This is a genomic window from Streptomyces sp. SudanB182_2057 (genome assembly GCF_964272715.1).
Taxonomy (GTDB): Bacteria; Actinomycetota; Actinomycetes; order Streptomycetales; family Streptomycetaceae; genus Streptomyces; species Streptomyces rubradiris.
This window is the reverse complement of the sequence record NZ_OZ186798.1, coordinates 233,202-251,661: the sequence shown is the minus strand read 5'-3', so window position 1 is coordinate 251,661 and position 18,460 is coordinate 233,202. Positions and strand designations below refer to the sequence as shown.

The 18,460-nt window shown below is 72.1% G+C and carries 13 protein-coding genes and 1 pseudogene; 8 read left to right on the top strand and 6 right to left on the bottom strand.

The annotated features are described in order from the left end of the window. Positions 1-37: 37 nt before the first annotated feature. The 6 genes from ACSURM_RS00845 to ACSURM_RS00820 form a co-directional block, all read right to left on the bottom strand. Positions 38-946 carry a zinc-binding dehydrogenase gene (locus ACSURM_RS00845; RefSeq protein ID WP_436952430.1) on the bottom strand — a complete coding sequence of 303 codons (909 nt, stop codon included), beginning with the start codon at positions 944-946 and terminating at the stop codon, positions 38-40. Between the two features lie 299 nt (positions 947-1,245). Next, positions 1,246-1,674 (bottom strand): DUF5958 family protein, encoded by a 429-nt coding sequence (locus tag ACSURM_RS00840; RefSeq protein WP_436952428.1) that lies wholly within the window; start codon positions 1,672-1,674, stop codon positions 1,246-1,248. 79 nt (positions 1,675-1,753) lie between these two features. Then, on the bottom strand, positions 1,754-4,066 hold the full coding sequence (locus tag ACSURM_RS00835) for an FdhF/YdeP family oxidoreductase (protein ID WP_436952426.1): 2,313 nt from the start codon (positions 4,064-4,066) through the stop codon (positions 1,754-1,756). 37 nt (positions 4,067-4,103) lie between these two features. Continuing rightward, a complete protein-coding gene (locus tag ACSURM_RS00830) occupies positions 4,104-4,697 on the bottom strand; it encodes an SRPBCC family protein (RefSeq protein WP_436952424.1) in 594 nt (197 codons plus the stop codon). A gap of 943 nt (positions 4,698-5,640) precedes the next feature. Continuing rightward, a complete protein-coding gene (locus ACSURM_RS00825) occupies positions 5,641-6,285 on the bottom strand; it encodes a carbonic anhydrase (protein WP_436952422.1) in 645 nt (214 codons plus the stop codon). Between the two features lie 118 nt (positions 6,286-6,403). Then, entirely contained in the window at positions 6,404-6,901 is a 498-nt protein-coding gene (locus ACSURM_RS00820; protein WP_436952421.1) for a glutamate ligase domain-containing protein, read from the bottom strand. On the opposite strand from ACSURM_RS00820, the pseudogene ACSURM_RS00815 reads away from it, so the two are divergent. The 8 genes and pseudogenes from ACSURM_RS00815 to ACSURM_RS00780 all read left to right on the top strand — a co-directional run. Then, a pseudogene (locus ACSURM_RS00815) lies at positions 6,865-7,095 on the top strand (hypothetical protein); the annotation flags it as partial. The gene ACSURM_RS00820 and the pseudogene ACSURM_RS00815 sit on opposite strands and share 37 nt — an antisense overlap. 140 nt (positions 7,096-7,235) lie before the next feature. After that, positions 7,236-8,444 carry a S8 family peptidase gene (locus ACSURM_RS00810; RefSeq protein ID WP_436952419.1) on the top strand — a complete coding sequence of 403 codons (1,209 nt, stop codon included), beginning with the start codon at positions 7,236-7,238 and terminating at the stop codon, positions 8,442-8,444. 838 nt (positions 8,445-9,282) lie between these two features. Continuing rightward, the gene (locus ACSURM_RS00805; protein WP_436952418.1) at positions 9,283-10,293 is read left to right on the top strand and encodes a hypothetical protein; all 1,011 of its coding nucleotides are present in this window, start codon (positions 9,283-9,285) and stop codon (positions 10,291-10,293) included. 23 nt (positions 10,294-10,316) lie between these two features. Then, positions 10,317-11,357 (top strand): hypothetical protein, encoded by a 1,041-nt coding sequence (locus tag ACSURM_RS00800; protein ID WP_436952416.1) that lies wholly within the window; start codon positions 10,317-10,319, stop codon positions 11,355-11,357. A gap of 17 nt (positions 11,358-11,374) precedes the next feature. Further along, positions 11,375-12,229, top strand: a complete 855-nt coding sequence (locus tag ACSURM_RS00795) for an ACP S-malonyltransferase (protein WP_436952414.1) — start codon at positions 11,375-11,377, stop codon at positions 12,227-12,229. After that, positions 12,226-15,813, top strand: coding sequence for an SDR family NAD(P)-dependent oxidoreductase (locus ACSURM_RS00790; protein ID WP_436952412.1), 3,588 nt, complete (start codon positions 12,226-12,228; stop codon positions 15,811-15,813). The genes ACSURM_RS00795 and ACSURM_RS00790 overlap by 4 nt, the downstream gene beginning before the upstream one ends. Beyond that, positions 15,806-17,221 (top strand): MATE family efflux transporter, encoded by a 1,416-nt coding sequence (locus tag ACSURM_RS00785; protein WP_436952410.1) that lies wholly within the window; start codon positions 15,806-15,808, stop codon positions 17,219-17,221. Before ACSURM_RS00790 ends, ACSURM_RS00785 begins: the two co-directional genes overlap by 8 nt. After that, positions 17,218-18,456, top strand: a complete 1,239-nt coding sequence (locus ACSURM_RS00780) for a glycosyltransferase (protein WP_436952408.1) — start codon at positions 17,218-17,220, stop codon at positions 18,454-18,456. The genes ACSURM_RS00785 and ACSURM_RS00780 overlap by 4 nt, the downstream gene beginning before the upstream one ends. Positions 18,457-18,460: the final 4 nt, after the last annotated feature.

Sequence of the window (18,460 nt, the reverse complement as noted above, 5' to 3'; positions counted from 1 at the left end):
CCGACGGCCGACGACGCGTGTGTCCTCGTCCACAGCTTCAGGCCACGTCGAGAACGATTTTTCCGTGCACCTTCCGGGCGAGCAGCGCCTGGACGGCGTCGCCGACGTCCTGCCAGTCGCCCCGCAGTCCGACCGGTGCCGAGAGCCTCCCGGCGGCCATGAGGCCCAGCAGGTCCGTCAGCTCCCCGCCGGTCGGCGTCATGTCGCCGTAGGTGGCGATGGTGCGGGGCTCGCCGAAGCCGAACAAGGCCCCTGACGGGAACGTGGTCTCCTGCCCCGAGGAGTAACCGACCAGGTGGATGGTGCCGCCCTCGGCGAGGGAACTCCACGCCTGGGCCACCAGCGGCCCGCCGACCGTGTCCAGGACGAGGTCGAACCGGTCCCCGGTCTCAGCCAAATCGGTCAGGATCCTGTCGGCGCCGAGTTCACGGAGTCCGGCGGCCCGCTCCGGCGAACCGACGAGTGCCGTCACCCGGGCGCCCGCCAGCGCCGCCAACTGGACGGCGAAGTGCCCCACGCCCCCGCTGGCGCCGGTGATCAGCACGTCGCGCGCCAGCAGGGACCGCTTGCGCAGCACCCGGAATGCGCTGACCCCGGCGATCCCCAGCGTGGCGGCGTCGGCCAGATCCACGCCTTCGGGGACGGTGCCGAGCGAGGCGGGGCTGACTGCCACCCGCTCCGCCCACGCGTGGGAAGCCATTCCCACTGCGACGCGCGTACCTTCGGGCGGCCCCGAGCCGTCCGATGCGGCGCGCACCACGACGCCGGCCGCGTCGTGACCGTGCACAGCGCCGGCCGGCCACTGGTGCACGTAATTCACCTCTCCGAAGTTGAGACTGATGTGCCGTATCTCCACCAACGCCTCACCGGTGGACGGTACGGGTTCATCGACATCGGCGAACCGGACGGGTCCGGCCTCACTGTGATCGACCACAAGGGCGCGCATAGGAGCGCGTCTCCTTCTCTCGTGGATGTGCCTGAACATTCGGCGCGGCAACAGATCGAGTGCGCACATGCCGCACTGTCGTCTTCTTGGAACCCTACGCAGGACCGGGACAGCGACCAGACCCGTGAGGATCAATCAGTTGACGATCTGTGTCAGTGCGGCTCACGACGCGTCGCGCCCTGGGCCCATCCGGTGGACGGCGCCGTGCCGGGTAGCCATGCCCGTCAATGTGATGACCTTGAGACGTCAGCGCTTTCCGCTTCCTTCGGGCAGCGGGATCGCCCTGGGCGATGTGGACGTCACTGCTCGGTTGCCGCTGGAAGGTTGTGCCATGCATGCCCGCAGGCGCCTCTGCAGTACGTCTCGCGGCGGCGAGTGTCGGCAACGGCGAACACGGAAACGAGGACACGGAAGGCATTGACGTGTTCGGTGGCGGGGAGACCCGCGAACCCGTACCGGGGCGGGTCCATGCAGATCATCACCGAGGGGTTGGCCGTGGGCTTCACACCGGACCGTGCCACCCCGGCACGGCCGTCCGCGGCTGTGATGTGTGCCTGCATCGCGTAGCCGGCGTCTTCCCGGAGTACCTCTTGCCGGCATGTCGGAGCGAGGCCGGAGAACCAGCCCACGCCAGCGTCCAGCGTGCGCAGTCCCTGGGCGATTTCGTTGACAACCCGCTCGGTCTCGCGACGGAAGGCGTGGCCGTCGTCGCTGCTCTTCCCGGTCACCGCTTGATGGTTTCACGACGTCGGTCCCGGGCCAAGACCTTCGAGTTCGGCCGACCACGACCTGACATCAGCAAGGTCCTCACCCGGGTGCCGGACGGGACCGGTCGCCCGTGGGTTCCAGGCGGACGACGATGCCCTTCGACGTGGGCTGGTTGCTCATGTCGGCGACGCTGTCGAGCGGGACCAGGACGTTCGTCTCCGGGTAGTAGGCGGCGGCCGAACCCTTGGCCGCCGGGTAGGACACGACCGCGAAGTTCTCCGCCCGGCGCTCGGTGCCGTCCTCCCAGACGCTCACCAGGTCCACCCGGTCGCCTGGGGCGAGGCCGAGTTCGGACAGGTCGGCGGGGTTGACCAGGACGACGTGGCGGCTGCCGTGGATGCCGCGGTAGCGGTCGTTGTCGGTGTATGGGACGGTGTTCCACTGGTCGTGCGAGCGCAGGGTCTGCAGCAGCAGGTGCCCCTGGGGGGCCCGGGGGACCACCGGCTCGTTGCAGGTGAACCGGGCCTTGCCGGTCTTGGTCCGGAACACGCCCTCGTTGACCGGGTTGGGCAGCTGGAAGCCTCCCGGACGGGTCACCCGGGCGTTGAAGTCGTGGAAGCCCGGCACGATCCGGGAGATGCTGTCGCGGATGGTGTTGTAGTCGCCCTCGAACCTGGCCCAGGGGATGTCCCCCACGCCGTCGACGGTCAGCCGGGCGAGCCGGCACAGGATGGCGACCTCGCTCAGCAGCATGCGCGAGGCAGGTTCGAGCCGCCCTTGGGAGGTGTGTACCTCGCTCATGGAGTCCTCGACGGTGACGAACTGCTCGCCGTCGGCCTGGACGTCACGCTCGGTGCGCCCCAGCGTCGGCAGGATCAGGGCGGTGTCGCCGCAGACGGTGTGCGAGCGGTTGAGCTTGGTGGAGATGTGGGCGGTCAGCCGGCACGAACGCATCGCCTTCTCGGTGACCGCGCTGTCGGGCGCCGCGCGCACGAAGTTCCCGGCCAGGGCGAGGAACGCCTTGACGCGGCCCTCCAGCATCGCCTTGATCGAGTTCACCGAGTCCAGGCCGTGCGGACGCGGCGGGTCGAAGCCGAACTCCTTCTGCAGGGCGTCCAGGAAGGTGTCCGGCATCTGCTCCCAGATGCCCATCGTGCGGTCGCCCTGGACGTTGCTGTGGCCGCGCACCGGACAGGCGCCCGTGCCCGCGCGCCCCAGATTGCCGCGCAGCATAAGGAAGTTGACGATCTCCCTGATGGTGGGCACGCCGTGCTTGTGCTGGGTGATGCCCATCGCCCAGCACACAATGACGCGTTCGCTGCGCAGCACCTCGTCGCGGACCTTCTCGATCTCCTGACGGGTCAGTCCCGTCGCCGCGTGCACGTCGTCCCAGTCGACGGTGCGGGCGTGCCGGGCGAAGTCCTCGAAACCGGAGGTGCGGGCGTTGATGAAGTCATGGTCCAGGACGGTGCCGGGACGCGCGTCCTCCGCCTCCAGCAGCAGCCGGTTCAGTGCCTGGAACAGGGCGAGGTCCCCGCCCGGTTTGATGTGCAGGAAGCGGTCGGCGATCTGGGTGCCCCGCCCCACGATCCCGCGCGGCTTCTGCGGGTTCTTGAAGCGCCGCAGCCCCGCCTCCGGCAACGGGTTGACCGCCACGATGCGGCCGCCGTTGCGCTTGGCCTCCTCCAGGGCCGAGAGCTGCCGCGGGTGATTGCTGCCCGGGTTCTGCCCCACCAGGAAGATCAGGTCCGCGTGGTGGAGGTCGTCGAGACTCACGGTGCCCTTGCCGACGCCGAGCGTCTCGTTCAGGGCGAAGCCGCTGGACTCGTGGCACATGTTGCTGCAGTCGGGCAGGTTGTTGGTGCCCAGGGCCCGGGCGAAGAGCTGGAAGACGAAAGCGGCCTCGTTGCCGGCCCGGCCGGAGGTGTAGAAGACCGCCTCGTCGGGCGAGTCCAGCCCTCCGAGTTCCCGCGCGAGGACGCCCAGAGCGTCGTTCCAGCCGATGGGCTCGTAGTGGTCCGATCCGGGCCGTTTGATCATCGGCTCGGTGAGCCGGCCCTGCTGGTTGAGCCACATGTCGGAACGGGCGGCCAGATCGGACACGCTGTGCTCGCGGAAGAAGTCGGCGGTGACCCGGCGCGTCGTGGCCTCGTCGTTGATGTGCTTGGCGCCGTTCTCGCAGTACTCGTTGCGATGGCGCCGGCCCGGGGCGGGGTCGGCCCACGCGCAGCCGGGGCAGTCGATCCCGCCCACCTGGTTCATGGTGAGCAGGTCGATCCCGGTCTTGCGCGGGGAGGTCTGCTCCAGGGAGTACTCCAACGCGTGCACGACGGCGGGAACCCCGGCCGCCCACTTCTTCGGCGGCGTCACGGAGAGGGCGGTCTCCGGCTCCTGACCGGGCGGGTTCTGCATCGCTTGGCCTTTCTCCTGCCGTGTGCGGGTGGGCGCGTCAGCCGACGGGCCACTGGGCGACACGGCTCCTGGGCGGTTCCGGGGTGTCGTGCTGGACGCGGCCGTTGCGGATGGTGCCGCGCCAGGCGCCACCCTCCTGGCCGAGACCCTCGATGAAGTGCTTGAAGTTGACCAGTTCGGCGCGTACCAACCGGGCGGTCAGCCCCGTGACCCCGGGGGAGCGGATGAGGACCTTCGCGGCCCTGTGCGGCCGCAGGAGCATCCGGACCGTGATCGCGGTGCCGCCGGACTCCGTGGGCCTGAACTCGACCTCACCCTCGTGGGTGGGGTGTTGCACCAGGCCACGCCAGGCCAGGTAGGCGTCGGGGTCCTGCTCCACGATCTCGACCGGGAAGCGGTGGCGCAGCAGGCCGTAGCCGATGGTCCACGCGGTGACGGTGGGCCTGACCTGCTCGACGTCGCGCACCACGGCCGAGAAGCGCGGGAACGTCTTGAACTGCGTCCACTGGTTGTAGGCCGTGCGGACCGGCACCGCGACCTCGACCGTCTCCTCGACGTGCCACTCACGCAGCGGACGGCGGCGTGTGACGCCGTCGCCGTCGGTGCGCCCGTCGTCCTCTTCGTGCGCCATTATGGTCCTTCTTCCGGTGAGAAAGCCGGGCACCCGTCCTCCCACCTCATGGGTCTGGCCACCACTTCCGGTTCCCCGATCCCGGGTTCCGAGTCACCCGACCGCGCCGACGACCCTGGGCGCGGACCCGACCGCGAGAAGGGCGCCGGGCCCCAGGCACGGGAAGGAACGCCGCTCAGGGGTTACTCCCGTCGCCCGGCGGACACCTCCAGCTTCACCCCTGGACACGGCCACCCGCCACTCACGGCGCCCCTCAGCGCCGCTCCGCCGTCGCCGCGCGCCCCGCTGACCGAGAGGGAAGTGCCCCGGCGGCGTCGGCGGTCCTGGGAGAGCTCCACGCCGGATGCACGTGCCCCGAGTTCCTCGTTCCTGCCACCGCACCCGGACCCCGGCCGACCTGGTACGCGGCATCACGCCGACGACCCATCGCCGCCGCACAGGACGCCGACCTGCCGCCGCACCTGACCGAGTGGCCCGCGTACCGGCACATCGGCCCGTCCGCCTCGCCTCCCGCGTCGCGAACCCGAAGGTGATCGACGCCCGCGGCACCCTCACTGCCGACGATTGGCGCGGCGGGGACTCGGGCAGACCGGAACCGCCGCGTGCCTTCTCAGCTCCGCGCTGCGGGGCCGTCCGCCGGCCGGACAGCCCTCCACCACACCGCACGCCTCCCGCGTATCCACGTCGAGGGCCGCCTGATGCGGGTTCTGGCCGCCCGGCCCGTACCAGCGGTCGACAAGCCGCCGGACAGCCCGGTCGCCGTGACAGATCGCGTTGAGATCGTCCTCGGTCTTCTTGTCGTGGCCCTGCCTGAAGTAGTTGCCAGGCCGCCGTCGGGCGCCCGGGACCGTTTCAGGCCCCGACCCACGTGACAGCCCGCGGCCCCGCCGGGTCGGCGCGGGCCGCGGGCCGGGCTCGTGGTCGATCGGGGTGGGCGGGGCGGTCAGGACGCGGTGGGAGCCGGGACGTCGAGGCCGCGGGCGGCGACGAGCTGGGCGCTGCCGTCGGCCAGGCGGTAGGACAGGCCCACCACGCCGAGGCGGCCGTCAGCCACTCGCTCGGCCAGGACACGGGAGCGTTCCAGCAGCAGGTCCACGGTGTGCTCGATGTGCTCGGCCAGGATCTCCTCCGCGCTCTCGCGGCCGACGGCGCGGGCTGCCAGCACGCTCGGGGTCACCCGTTCCACGACGTCCCGGACGAAGCCGCCCGGCGTCTGTCCGTTCTCCAGAGCCGAGCAGGCCGCGGCGACGGCACCGCACGAGTCGTGACCGAGCACAACGACCAGCGGCGCGTTGAGAACCGCCGCGCCGAACTCGATCGAGCCGAGCACCTCCGTACCGGCGACGTGGCCGGCGGTGCGCACCACGAACAGGTCGCCCAGGCCGCGGTCGAAGATGATCTCGGCGGCCAGCCGGGAGTCGGAGCAGCCGAACAGCACGGCGAACGGCTTCTGGGACGGTGCGGTCTCGGTACGGCGGGTGGCGTCCTGGTTCGGGTGCTCGGGCGTACCGGCGACGAAGCGCTGGTTGCCGGCCATGAGCAGTTCGAAGGCGTCGAGGGGCGTCGGCGTCTGGATCTTCTCGGTCATAGCGGCAGACTACGAGGCCCTACCAGCGGTCGCACCGCCGGGTCTCGTTGACCGGCTTCTGGTGGGGGTGTGAGCCGCTCCTGCTCCCGGCGCCCGCGGGCCGCCCCACCGGCCTCGATCAGCGGTCGTCGGTCATGGTGTCGGGCTCGGCCAGGCGCTCCGCCGTGTGCTCCAGCCCGACAATGTGGGAGCCCTTGACCAGGACGATGTCCCGGGGCTGGATCGTCTCGCGGGCCAGGGCGAGAGCGCGGGCGCGGTCGCGGGCGGCCACGATCTTCAGTCGCGGGTCGCCCTGCTGGGTGGCGTCGACCATCGTCTGGGCGTCGTCGCCGCCGACCGCGATCAGCACGTGGATCCCGGCGGTTGCCGAGAGACGGCCGACCTGGCGGTGTTCCTCGCCGCCGTCCGCGCCGACTTCCTTCATCTCGCCCAGGACGGCGATGGTCCGGCAGCGAGGCGTAGTCGTAGCCGTGGGAGTGCACGGCGCGCAGCTCGTCGGCGAGGCGGCGCAGCGGCTGAGGCAGCCGGGCGTACGCGGTCGCGGTGTCGGCCCACAGGGTGTTGCCGCTGTACGGAGGACGGGCCGTGTCCGACAGTGTGCACATCGGCATGGCACCCTTCCAGGGCATCAGCACCGGCGTCGACCGCGAGTCGCCCGTCTCCTGGCCCCTGTACGAACGCCAGCGCACCTTCCGCTTCAGCAGGGCGGCAACCAGGAAGAGCGTGCTCAACCCCTCCCCGCAACGCACCCGCCGTTATGTCGTGCGCATGGCAAGTGTGTTGACTTCTCGTCAACTGCCTTGTAAATAGCCTCCGTTGTTGGCGACTCTTGATCACAGCCCGAGCGGGATGCCACGCCCCGCCTGGGCAGGGGTGCGCGATCACGCGCACCCGCCCCCACAGACGCGCGCCCCACCCCTGCGCGCCGCCAAGAGGAGGAATCCCTCGTAATGGCACAACTGCGGAGCAAGAGAATACGGTTCGCCGCGATCGCCGCGATCACGTCGACCGCCCTGGCCGGCGGTCTCGCCGCCGTCCCCGCTCAGGCCGCCCCCGCCGTGGGCAAGGTGATCGGTGCCGGCTCGCCCACGGCGGTCCGGGACAGTTACATCGTGACGCTCCGGAAGGACGCCGGATTCAAGGCCTCCTCGATCACGGGCAAGAAACTGGTCAAGCAGTACGGCGGCAGCGTCACCAGGACGTTCGGCAGCGCGCTGAACGGCTACGCCGCCACCCTCTCCGCGGCGGAGGCCGAGCGCCTGGCCGCCGACCCGGCGGTGGCCACCGTCGAGCAGGACCAGCGGGTCGGCGTCACCGACACCACGCAGTCCAGCGCGCCATGGGGCCTCGACCGCATCGACCAGACCTCCCTGCCCCTGTCCGGAACCTACACCTACCCGGACAGCGCCGGCAGCGGTGTGACCGCCTACGTCATCGACACCGGCGTACGCATCACGCACCAGCAGATCAGCGGCCGCGCCTCCTACGGTTACGACGCCGTCGACGGGGACACCACCGCCGCGGACGGAAACGGCCACGGAACCCATGTGGCCACCACCATCGCCGGCTCCACCTACGGCGTGGCCAAGAAAGCGAAGATCGTCGCCGTGCGGGTACTGGACAACAACGGATCCGGGACCACCGCCGGAGTCATCGCCGGCATCGACTGGGTGACCCGGAACCACTCCGGTCCCTCCGTCGCCAACCTGTCCCTCGGCGGCGGTGCCTCCGCCACGCTGGACGCGGCGGTGCGCACCTCCATCGCGAGCGGCGTGACGTACGCCGTGGCCGCCGGCAACAGCAACACCAACGCCTCCTCGTCCTCCCCGGCCCGGGTCACCGAGGCCATCACCGTCGGTGCGACGACCAGCACGGACGCCCGGGCGAGCTACTCCAACTACGGCTCCGTGCTGGACATCTTCGCCCCGGGATCCTCCATCACGGCCGGCTGGAACACCGGCGACACCGCGACCAACACGATCTCCGGCACCTCCATGGCGACCCCGCACGTCGCCGGAGCCGCGGCGGTCTACCTGGCCGGCCACGCCTCCGCCACACCGGCCCAGGTCGCCACGGCCCTGGTGAACGGGGCGACGACAGGCAAGGTCACCGGCGCCGGCACGGGCTCGCCCAACCGCCTGCTGAAGCTCGTACCGTGACCCCTGCGCCCGCGGTCCGGCCATCATGAGCACCGTGCCTCGGAGGCATTCCCGCCTCCGAGGCACGTCCGTTTCAGGAGACGTGGATCCGGTTCGACACGCTCGCCTGCCTGTCGCCGGCCGGGCGGCTACGCGCGCGCCATCCCGTGGAGGCCGCGGAGTGGTTCCTCGCACCGCTCACCGGCCCCATGGAGCGACGCTCCCGCCGCCCCCACGCGGTGGACAAGGAGGAGCCGCGCGCCGTCACGGACCCGGACCGGCGGCACCCGGGCGCCCACCGTCGTCCGAGTAGGGATCGGTTCCGCAGGCGCGGGATGCCGCGCCGTGCGCGGCCTCATACCATCGCTCGAAGGAGAAACCCCCGCTCGTGGCGACTACTTCGATCAATTGGGCTTTCTTATATGGAATCTGATCCTCCGTCATCACACCGGTGGAGCGGAGTTCCAGCGGGCGGCTAATCGTATGACTTTTATTGACCGGCGCTCACGGCGCTGACATCATGAGGCGCACCAGGCGAACACCTGAGCGGTTGCCTGTGTCGCTGACGAAGAAGCCATCGACGGGTCCCACGTGACCCATCCGCCCTTGCCGCCGCGCGCCTCGCCTGATCGCCCAATGGCGGGAAATCCATGGTGTGTGCCGCGTGAACAGTCCGCACATCGATGTGCGTGACCTCGGTGAATCCGTTGACACCCGCCCCGGCGTCGCCGTCCCGGCGCGGACGGCCCGTACCCGTCGGAATGCGGCACCCCTCAAGAGGTGTGCGGCTCTCCCCGGTCCGAGCCTCCGCGTCAGAGGCTCCGCCGAACGGAGGTTTACGCTTTTGTCCGTCGACCAAATGATCAAGTTATCGGGCCTGGATCTGATCCGCACCCGGGATCCGAACAACCACCTGCACTGCCGCAAGACCCAACTGCTCGCCTACGTCGGCGGCCGCACCCGCTGGTCCGACCTGCTGATGTACGGAGCGCTGGGCTCCACCTCCGCCATCCACCGCCACTGCTACCTGCGGGGCGAGGACCGCTGGGCCTTCGACACCCCATACGTGACCGACGACGACCTGCGCCTGCTCGGCTTCGAGGTGCTCTCGGCCGGGGCCGTCGACCTCGCCCGCTTCGAGTCCGGTGTGACCGCTTTCCTCGCCGCCGGACAGCCGGTCTTCTTCTACGCGCCCCGGCACCACTTCCCGTACTGGGTGGAGTTCATGCGCAGGGTCGGCACCCTCCCCGAGGAGTACCACCTGCCGCACTCGTTCCTGCTGTGCGGAGTGAGCGGCACCGACGTCCTTCTGGTCGACAACGTCTCCGACGACCACGAGTACGCCCCGCTGACCGTGAGCTGGGACGTCCTGCGTGCCGGCCACGCCCGCGAGCCCGAACGCTGGTTCACCGGCTGCGCCACCGTACGGAAGACCTCCGGACCGGACCACGAGGGGTTCGAGGCCGCCTACCGCGCCTTCCTCGGCCGGTTCCGCGACGGCTTCGAACTCTACGACGTCGTCGGCGACAACCTCGTCGTGGAGCGCGCCTCGGTGACCGCCGCGTACCGCGCGCCCGGCGTCAACAGCATGGCCCTGCTGGCCGGTTCACGCACCCTGTTCCACCGCTTCCTGGCCCACACCACACACGGCGAGCAGGTCCGGTCCGCCTACGCGCGCATCGCGCGGCTGGCCACCGTGCTGTCGGACCGGGTCACCGCCTTCCAGTCCGGGCTGCCCGCGCTGCCGGCGGACCGGATCCGGCGCGGGCTCGAGGGCCTGCGGCAGCTCGAACAGCGGGCGGCCAGGCGCCTGGTCGCCGAGGCGGACGCCCTCCCGCAGCTCCTGCCGACGCCTCCCAGCGGCCGGTAGCACCTCCTCACGGGGAAAGGCACATGCGAGACCTCTACCTGTTCAGCGGCATGGCGGGGATGCAAGGACCACCGCTCGCCGCGTTACGGGCGCTGTACGCGCGCCCCGAGAACGCCCGGTACTTCACCACCGCTGTCGAGGCGGTGGCCGGCGTGCTCGACCACGTCGGCCAGGACGCCTACCGCGGGGAACTGCCCGGCGGCATCCCGCTGACCGCCTGGCTCCGCGGCGCGTCACCCGACGACGCCGCGCTGGGCCACTCCATCGTCGACGGGCTGTGCGCCCACCTCTACCAACTGTGCCTGCTCCAGCCCGCGATCGGCGGCCGCGACGGCAACCGGCCCGCGCCGGTCGCCGCCATCGGCCACAGCCTGGGCCTGATCGGCGCGGTGGTCGCCGGGCTGCGGATCACCAACCGCCGGCAGTACACGGAACTCTGCCACGACATGATCACCATGACAGCGCTCACCCTGATCCGCTGTCACCAGCAGGCGCCGCCGCGGAGCGGCGAGGCCACCCCGATGGCAGCGGTGACGGGCCTGGAAGCCGGGGAACTGCGTGACCTCGCGGCTCACTCCCCGGTGCACGTCGCGCTCGCCAACTCCGGCCGCTCGCACGTGCTGGCCGGAGAACCGGCCGACCTCGCCGGCTTCCGGTCACGGCACGCCCGGCGGTTCGCCGATACCGGGGTGCGCTGGGCCTATCTGCGCAGCACCGCGCCGTTTCACACCCCGCTGCTGAACGCGGCGGTGCGTGCGGCGCTGGAGGACCGGCACCTGATGACGTCCACGCTGACCGGAGACCGGCTGGCCCTGCCGGTCTACGTCGCCGACGCGCCGGTCAACCTCCAGCACCGCGGCGACCTGCTGCCGGACCTCCTCGCCCACGCGGTGTGCCGGCCACTGGACTGGCCCGGCACGGTCCACGCGGCGATCGACGACTGCCGGCCCGACCGGATCGTCGACTTCGGCCCGGGCCCCTCGGCCCGGGTGTTCACCCGGGAGAGCCTGCGCGGCAGCCACAACGGGCTGCGCTACCGCAGCATCCCCGCACCAGCGGCCTGATTGAGGAGCGTCCACGCATGCACTGTCTGGTCTTCCCCGGCCAAGGCGCACAGCGCAGAGGTATGGGGGAAGCACTGTTCGAGCGGTACCCGCGAGAGACCGCGGCCGCGTCCGAGCTGCTCGGATACCCCGTCGCGGAACTGTGCCGCGACGACCCCGAGGGCCGGCTCGCCGACACCCGCTACGCCCAGCCGGCCGTCTTCCTCGTCAACGCGCTGTCCTGGCTGGACCTGGAACGGGCCGGCCGGCGCTACGACTACTTCGCCGGGCACAGCCTGGGCGAGTTCAACGCGCTGGTGGCCGCCGGAGTCATCGGCCTCATGGACGGCCTCGCCCTGGTCCGGCGCCGCGCCGAGCTGATGGCCGGCGTCACCGGCGGCGCCATGGTCGCGGTGGTCGGGCAGGACTCGGCACGGGTCGAGGCGACACTGCGCACCGCCGGGTTCAACCTGGTGCACGTCGCCAACCGCAACAGCGACCGGCAGGTCACGGTGGCCGGCGACCGGCGGCAACTGGCGCTCGCGGCCAAGGCCCTGCGCGGCCCGGGCGTCCGGGTGCTGCCGGTGCACGTGAGCGGCCCCTTCCACACGCCGGCGATGGCCCCGGCCGGCCGGGCGTTCGCGGACGTCCTGCGCGCGTACGAGTTCCGCGCCGGGCACACGCCCGTGATGTCGAGCGTCACCGGCGCCGAGTTCGATCCCGGCCAGGCCGTCCAACTGCTCAGCAGGCAGATCTCCCGCCCGGTGGAGTGGGTACGCACCGTCCGCGCTCTGCGCGCCGCCGGAGTGGACCACTTCGACGAGGCCGACGGCACCACTCTCACCGCCTTCATCGCACGGATCGCGGCACAGCCCACGGAGGAACGCGTATGACCACGGACATCGCCATCGTCGGACTGTCCGTCGAGGTACCGGACGCGCCGGACCAGCACGCCTTCTGGGACGTCGTCCGCACCGGCCGCAGCCTCACCCGGTCCTTCCCGGCGCGGCGACGCCGGGACGTCGAGGAGTTCCTGCGCTACCACCGCGCGTCGGCCCTGGTGCCGGACGCCGAGGAACGCGTCGCGTTCCACGACGGCAGCTTCCTGGACCGGGTCGACCTGTTCGACCACGCGTTCTTCGGCATGACCCCGAAGCAGGCCGCGGTCACCGACCCGCACCAGCGGCTGGTCCTGCGCACCATGTACCGCGCGCTGGAGGACGCCGGATACACCGGCCGGCGACTGGCCGGCAGCCGCACCGGCGTGTACATCGGCTACGCCGGCAACCCCGGCGGGTCCTACCTGGACTACTTCTGCCGCATCGACCCCGCGCTGGGCCAGCTCGGCATCACCGGCAACATCGTCACCATGCTGGCCAACCGGCTGTCCTACCTGCTGGACCTGCGCGGGCCCAGCATGGTGATCGACAGCGCCTGCTCGGCCTCGCTGCTGGCGCTGCACCAGGCCAGGGCCGCGCTGCTGCTCGGCGACTGCGAGATGGCCGTGGTGGCCGGCACCCGCGTGGTGATGGCGCCTGTGCGGCACCCGCACACCCGCATCGGCATCGAGTCCTCGGACGGTGTGACCCGCACCTTCGACGAGAGCGCCGACGGCACCGGATTCGGCGAGGGCTCCGGGGCGGTCGTGCTCAAGCGGCTGGACCGGGCACTGGCCGACGGCGACCAGGTGTACGCGGTCGTCAAGGGCAGCGCGGTCAACCACGACGGCCACTCGGAGATGATGACCGCGCCGGACGCCGGGGCCCAGGCCGACCTGCTGGACGCCGCGTGGCGCGCCGCCGGCGTGGACCCCCGCACGATCGGCTACCTGGAGGTGCACGGCACCGCCACCAAGGTCGGCGACCCGATCGAATTCGAGGGACTGCGGCGGGCGTTCGCCGCCCGGACCGACGACCGGCGGTTCTGCGCGGTCGGCACCGTGAAGGCGAACATAGGCCACCTCTTCGAGGGCTCGGGCGTCATGGGCGTGATCAAGACCGCCCTCGCGTTGCGGCACCGCACGATCCCTCCACTGGCCAACTACGTGCGGCCCAACGAGGCCATCGACCTGGCGGGAGGTCCGGTGTACGTGCCCCTGGAGGCCCACGCGTGGCCGGACGGTGACGGCCCCCGGCGTGCCGGAGTCAGCGCCTTCGGCCTCGGCGGGACCAACGCCCACGTCGTGCTGGAGGAGTTCACCGCCGCGCCGCCGGAACCCGGCGAGGACCGGCCGCCCTACCTCTTCACGCTGAGCGCGCAGACCCCGGCGTCCCTCAGCCGGCTGGTCACCCGCTACCGCGAGGCGATCGACGCGGGCCGGATCGAGGGCACCGTCCGGGACGTGTGCTGGACGTCGAACGTCTCCCGCGCCCACCACCGCCACCGGCTCGCCTGCACGGTCGCCGACCTGCCCGCCCTGCGGGCCGCGCTGGCGGCCACCGAGGCCGGTGAGGTGCCGGACGCCGCCCGCACCGACGCCGCCCGGCACTGGGCCGGCGGAGGTGAGGCGGACCTGCGTGCGCAGTACCGGGGAACGGACCCGCGCACCGTGCACCTGCCGCCGTACGAGTTCGACGAGACCCGCGCCTGGGTCGACTTCCCCGACGACTGGCAGGACCGGTTCGCCCTGGCCGCGCCGCGCGTGGCACACCCGCTGACCCACGCGGTGGAGTTCACGCCGGCGCCGCCCGCGCGGTACGCGGACGCGTCGCCCCGCGTGCTGGCGCTGGCGGAACCGGAGGCGGCCGACGCCGTGGCCGCCGTCCTGCCGCCGGACGCGGTACTGCGCACGCCGGGTGCCCCCGGCACCGAACCGGACGGGCTCGCCGAGGAACTCGTCGGCGAGGCGTACACCCACCTGGTGTACGCCCCGGCCCCCGGCGGCGCACCGGCTGCCGGTCCGGCCGAGCTGGACCGCCGCGTCGACGAGCACCTGACCGGCCTGTTCCGGCTGGCGAAGGCGCTCATGCACGCCGGCGCGACGGTCGACCTGGTGGTGCTGACCCGCCGGGCGCTGGCGGTCGTACCGGGCGAGGCGGACGTCGTCACGGAACACGCGGCGCTCGCCGGGCTGGTCAAGGCGATCGCCCGCGAGTACCCGTATGTGACCGTCCGGCTGGTCGACACCGACGACGCGGTGCCCGCCGAGCTGCTGCGCGAGGAGATCCTCGCCCGGCAGGCCGGCGTGTACGCGCTGCGCGGCACGGACAAGTACCGCGAGTCGTTCGCGGAGCTGCCGGAGGTCGAGACGGTCCGCGACACGTATCTGCGGCCCGGCGGCGCCTACCTGATCACCGGCGGACTCGGCGGCATCGGTCTGGAGACGGCCCGTCACTTCGCGGCCGGCGCTCCCGGCGTACACCTGTACCTGCTCGGACGCACCGCGTTGCCGCCGGAGACCGAGTGGGACGCGGTCGCCGCCGACCCGCAGCATCCCGCCGCGGCGCGTGTCACCGCGGTCCGTGAGATCACCGCGCTCGGCGCCACCGTGCACCCGGTGGCCGCCGATGTCGCCGACGAGACCGCGCTGGCGGCCGTGCTGGACACCGTCCGCGCCGCGCACGGCCGTGTCGACGGGATCGTGCACGCCGCCGGAGTGCCCGGCGACAGCCTCATCGCCTACCGGGAGGCGGCCGGGTTCACGGCGGTCCTGCGGCCCAAGCTGCGCGGCGCGTTCCTGCTGCACCACCTGACCCGCGACGACCGTCCCGACTTCATCCTGCACATGTCCTCGGTGGCCGCGGTCTTCCCGGCCCTCGGGCAGGCCGACTACGCGGCCGCGAACTACTACCTGGACCACCTGGCCCGCGCCCTGGACACACCCGAGCACCGCGTGGTCAGCGTCGAGTGGGTGGCCTGGCGGGAGGTCGGCATGGCGGTCGCCGCCGGCGTCAACGAGGACCTGGCGTTCCGCTCGCTGCGCACACGCGACGGCCTGGGCCTGATCGACGCGGCGCTGTGCGGCGGCCGGCCGGTACTCTTCGCCGGCGAGATCAACTACGACAGCGACCTGATGAGCGTCCTGCCGACGTACGACGTGGCCCTGTCCGCGGACATCGAGGACAAGATCGCGACGGGGCTGGCGGCGCTCGCCGAGCGGACCAAGCGGAACCTGGGACGCGTGCGCGAGGCGGTGGAGTCCACCGAGGTACGGCTCACCGGGCAGCCGGACGGCGAGTACACCGACACCGAACGGATGGTGGGCCGCTGCCTGGCGCACACCCTCGGCCATCCGGAGATCGACGTGCACGCCGACTTCCGGGACCTGGGCGCCGACTCGATCATGGCGCTGACCATCGGCAACAGCATCTCCTCCTGCATCGGCCGCCAGTTCGACGCCGTCGACCTGATGAGCGAGCGCACCGTGGTCGCCGTCGCCCGGCTCATCGAGACCAAGTACGACACGGACGTACGGGGTGACGACGACGGGGACGACGACGCGTGGCTCGACGAGCTGCTGACCATGCCCGGTGAGTGACGTGCCGGACCTGACGCGGGGCCCGGTCCTGTCCGGCGTCGTCGGCATCGCGGCCCCGCTGGCCCTGGCCAACCTGCTCCAGCAGGGCTACCTGCTGGTCGACAGCGCGGTCGTCGGCCGTTACCTGGGCGTCGACGGGCTGGCCGCGATGGGTGCGGCACAACCGCTGTACGCGATCCTGACCTCGCTGTTCACAGGTGTCTCCAACGCCTTCTCGGTACGGCTCGGGCACCTCGCCGGCGCCGGCCGGCGCGACGACCCCAGCGCGCTGCGGGCCCTCGCGGTGTGCACCGTCGTGTGGGCGGTGGTCTGCGCCGTGGCCGCCGTACTGATCACGTCGCCGCTGCTGGCGCTGACGGGTGTGACCGGCGAGGTCGCCGCCGAGGCCCGGACCTTCCTGGTGACGCTGTGCTCGGGCATGATCGCCGTGTACGCGCTCGGCGCGGTCTGTGCGGTCCTGACCGGCCGCGGCGACGCCCGCCGGGCCACCGGACTGATGATCGCCGCGAGCGTGCTGAACGCGGTGTTCGCCTGGCTGTTCGTCGGCCCGGGCCGGCTCGGCATCGCGGGCGCCGCGCTGGCCGTACCGGCCGCCAGCGCGCTGGCCGCGGCGGCCGGCCTGACCCGTCTGGTGAGGGAACAGCGCCGGCGCCCGCCCGGGACGTCCGGGGTCACGGCCGCCACGGTCCGCGCCGAGATACGGCGCGGCCTGCGGATCGGCGCCCCGATGGCCGTGCAGTACCTGCTGATCGGCGTCGGTGTCCTGGCCCTGGTGTGGATCATCACGCCGTTCGGGGACGAGGCGCTCGCCGCGCTGACCGTCGTCTCCCGCCTGGAGCTGCTGACCAGCGCGCTGTTCCTCAACCTGTCCGGCGCGCTGATGGTGTTCACCGCGCAGAACACCGGTGCCGGACAGGCCGCGCGCGTCCGCGACGGCGTCCGCCACAGCGTATGGCTGGGCGTCGCGCTCACCGCGGTGGTGTCCCTGCTGCTGCTCACCGGACGCGGGCCGGTCGCCGCGCTGTTCTCCGGCAGCGACGAGACCCGGCTGATCACCGAGCGGTACATCCTCATCACGGCGCCGTTCTTCCTGTGCTACACGCTGACGGTCGTACTGCACGGCTGGTTCAACGGCATCGCCCGCACCGTGGTGCCACTGGTCTGCACGGTGCTGTCGCTGGGCGTTATCCGGCTGCCGCTGTCGTACGGGCTGGGCCACGCCCGGGGCGTCGACGGAGTCATGTGGGCGACGGTGATCGGCTGGGCCGCGGGACTGGTGTACACCCTCCTGGCCGCCGCCCGGAGCACGGGGAGCCCACCCGAAGACGGCCACGACCGCGACCACGACCGCGACCACGACACCAAGGAAGGCCCGATGGCGACCTCGGACAACTGGGGCGACCGGTGATCCGCACCCTCTTCGTCAGCGACATCCTGCCCCACCGCCCCGCCGGCGGCGCGGTGCGGCGGATGGACGTCGTCACCGCCGCCCTCGCCGAACTGGGCCCGGTGGACGCGCTGTTCCTCGCACCGCCCGGCACCGCCCCACCGCCGCGGGAGACCACCCGCTTCGCCCGCACCGGCGTGGCCGGTGTCCCGCCGTACACGGGCGTCCGCGCCCTGCTGGAGATCACGGCACGCGGGCCGTCGGCCGCCTACGCCGCTCACCAGCGGCGCACCCTCGCCCCCGGGCTGCCCGACTGGTCGACCCGGACCCGCTACGACCTCGTCTGGTTCAACCGGGAACGCACCTGGCTGCCGCTGCGCGGCTGGTTCACCGGCCGGACCGTCGTCGACGTGGACGACTTCGAGGACGTGCTGATCCGCCGCTGGACACGGCTCGGCCAGGGCGTGTGGGGGGTGCCGCTGACCCCGTGGCAGCGGGTGCAGGCACGCCGTTCCATCGCCTGGTGGCGCCGCGTCCACCGGCGGGTGGCACGGCAGGCCGACGTGGTCGTGGCCGCCTGCGCCGCCGACGCGGCCCGGCTCGGCAGCGGGGACCGGACAGCCGTGGTCCCGAACACCTACCCCGCTCCGCCCGCTCACCCGCCGGAGCCGCCGCGCCCCGACGGCGGGGCGACCATCCTGTTCCAGGGCTCCTTCGACTGGGCGCCCAACACGGACGCCGCCCGCTGGCTGACCGCGGACATCCTCCCGCTGGTCCGCGAGCGGATCCCGCACGCGAGGGTCGTCCTGGCGGGCGCCTCCACACCGGAGGTCGCCGCGCTGGCCGGCCCGCACGTCGAGGTCACCGGCGCGGTCCCCGACATGACACCTCACTTGCGGGGCGCCGACCTGGTGATGGTGCCGCTGCGTGTGGGCAGCGGCACCCGCATCAAGATCCTGGAGGCCTTCGCACACGGTGTGCCGGTGGTCAGCACCACGATCGGCGCCGAGGGACTCGACGTGGTCGCCGGTGAGTACCTGGCGATCGCCGACACGGCCGAGGGCCTGGCACGGCACTGCGCCGATCTGCTCACCGACCGGACCGCGCGGGCCGCCACGGTCACCGCGGCGGCCCGCCTGCACACCCACCGTTACCTGCCCGGACACGCGGCGGCCGGGGTACGGCAGGCGGCCCAGCGGGCGACCGGCGATCCGGCCGGCGCCGCCACCGCCACGGCCGGTTGCCACGCGCCCTGACGAA

What these genes read in the sequence shown, in the direction of transcription:
- ACSURM_RS00845 (WP_436952430.1), bottom strand. Translation starts at nt 946, where the DNA reads ATGCGCGCCCTTGTGGTCGATCACAGTGAGGCCGGACCCGTCCGGTTC.
- ACSURM_RS00835 (WP_436952426.1), bottom strand. Translation starts at nt 4,066, where the DNA reads ATGCAGAACCCGCCCGGTCAGGAGCCGGAGACCGCCCTCTCCGTGACG.
- ACSURM_RS00830 (WP_436952424.1), bottom strand. Translation starts at nt 4,697, where the DNA reads ATGGCGCACGAAGAGGACGACGGGCGCACCGACGGCGACGGCGTCACA.
- ACSURM_RS00825 (WP_436952422.1), bottom strand. Translation starts at nt 6,285, where the DNA reads ATGACCGAGAAGATCCAGACGCCGACGCCCCTCGACGCCTTCGAACTG.
- ACSURM_RS00810 (WP_436952419.1), top strand. Translation starts at nt 7,236, where the DNA reads ATGGCACAACTGCGGAGCAAGAGAATACGGTTCGCCGCGATCGCCGCG.
- ACSURM_RS00805 (WP_436952418.1), top strand. Translation starts at nt 9,283, where the DNA reads ATGATCAAGTTATCGGGCCTGGATCTGATCCGCACCCGGGATCCGAAC.
- ACSURM_RS00800 (WP_436952416.1), top strand. Translation starts at nt 10,317, where the DNA reads ATGCGAGACCTCTACCTGTTCAGCGGCATGGCGGGGATGCAAGGACCA.
- ACSURM_RS00795 (WP_436952414.1), top strand. Translation starts at nt 11,375, where the DNA reads ATGCACTGTCTGGTCTTCCCCGGCCAAGGCGCACAGCGCAGAGGTATG.
- ACSURM_RS00790 (WP_436952412.1), top strand. Translation starts at nt 12,226, where the DNA reads ATGACCACGGACATCGCCATCGTCGGACTGTCCGTCGAGGTACCGGAC.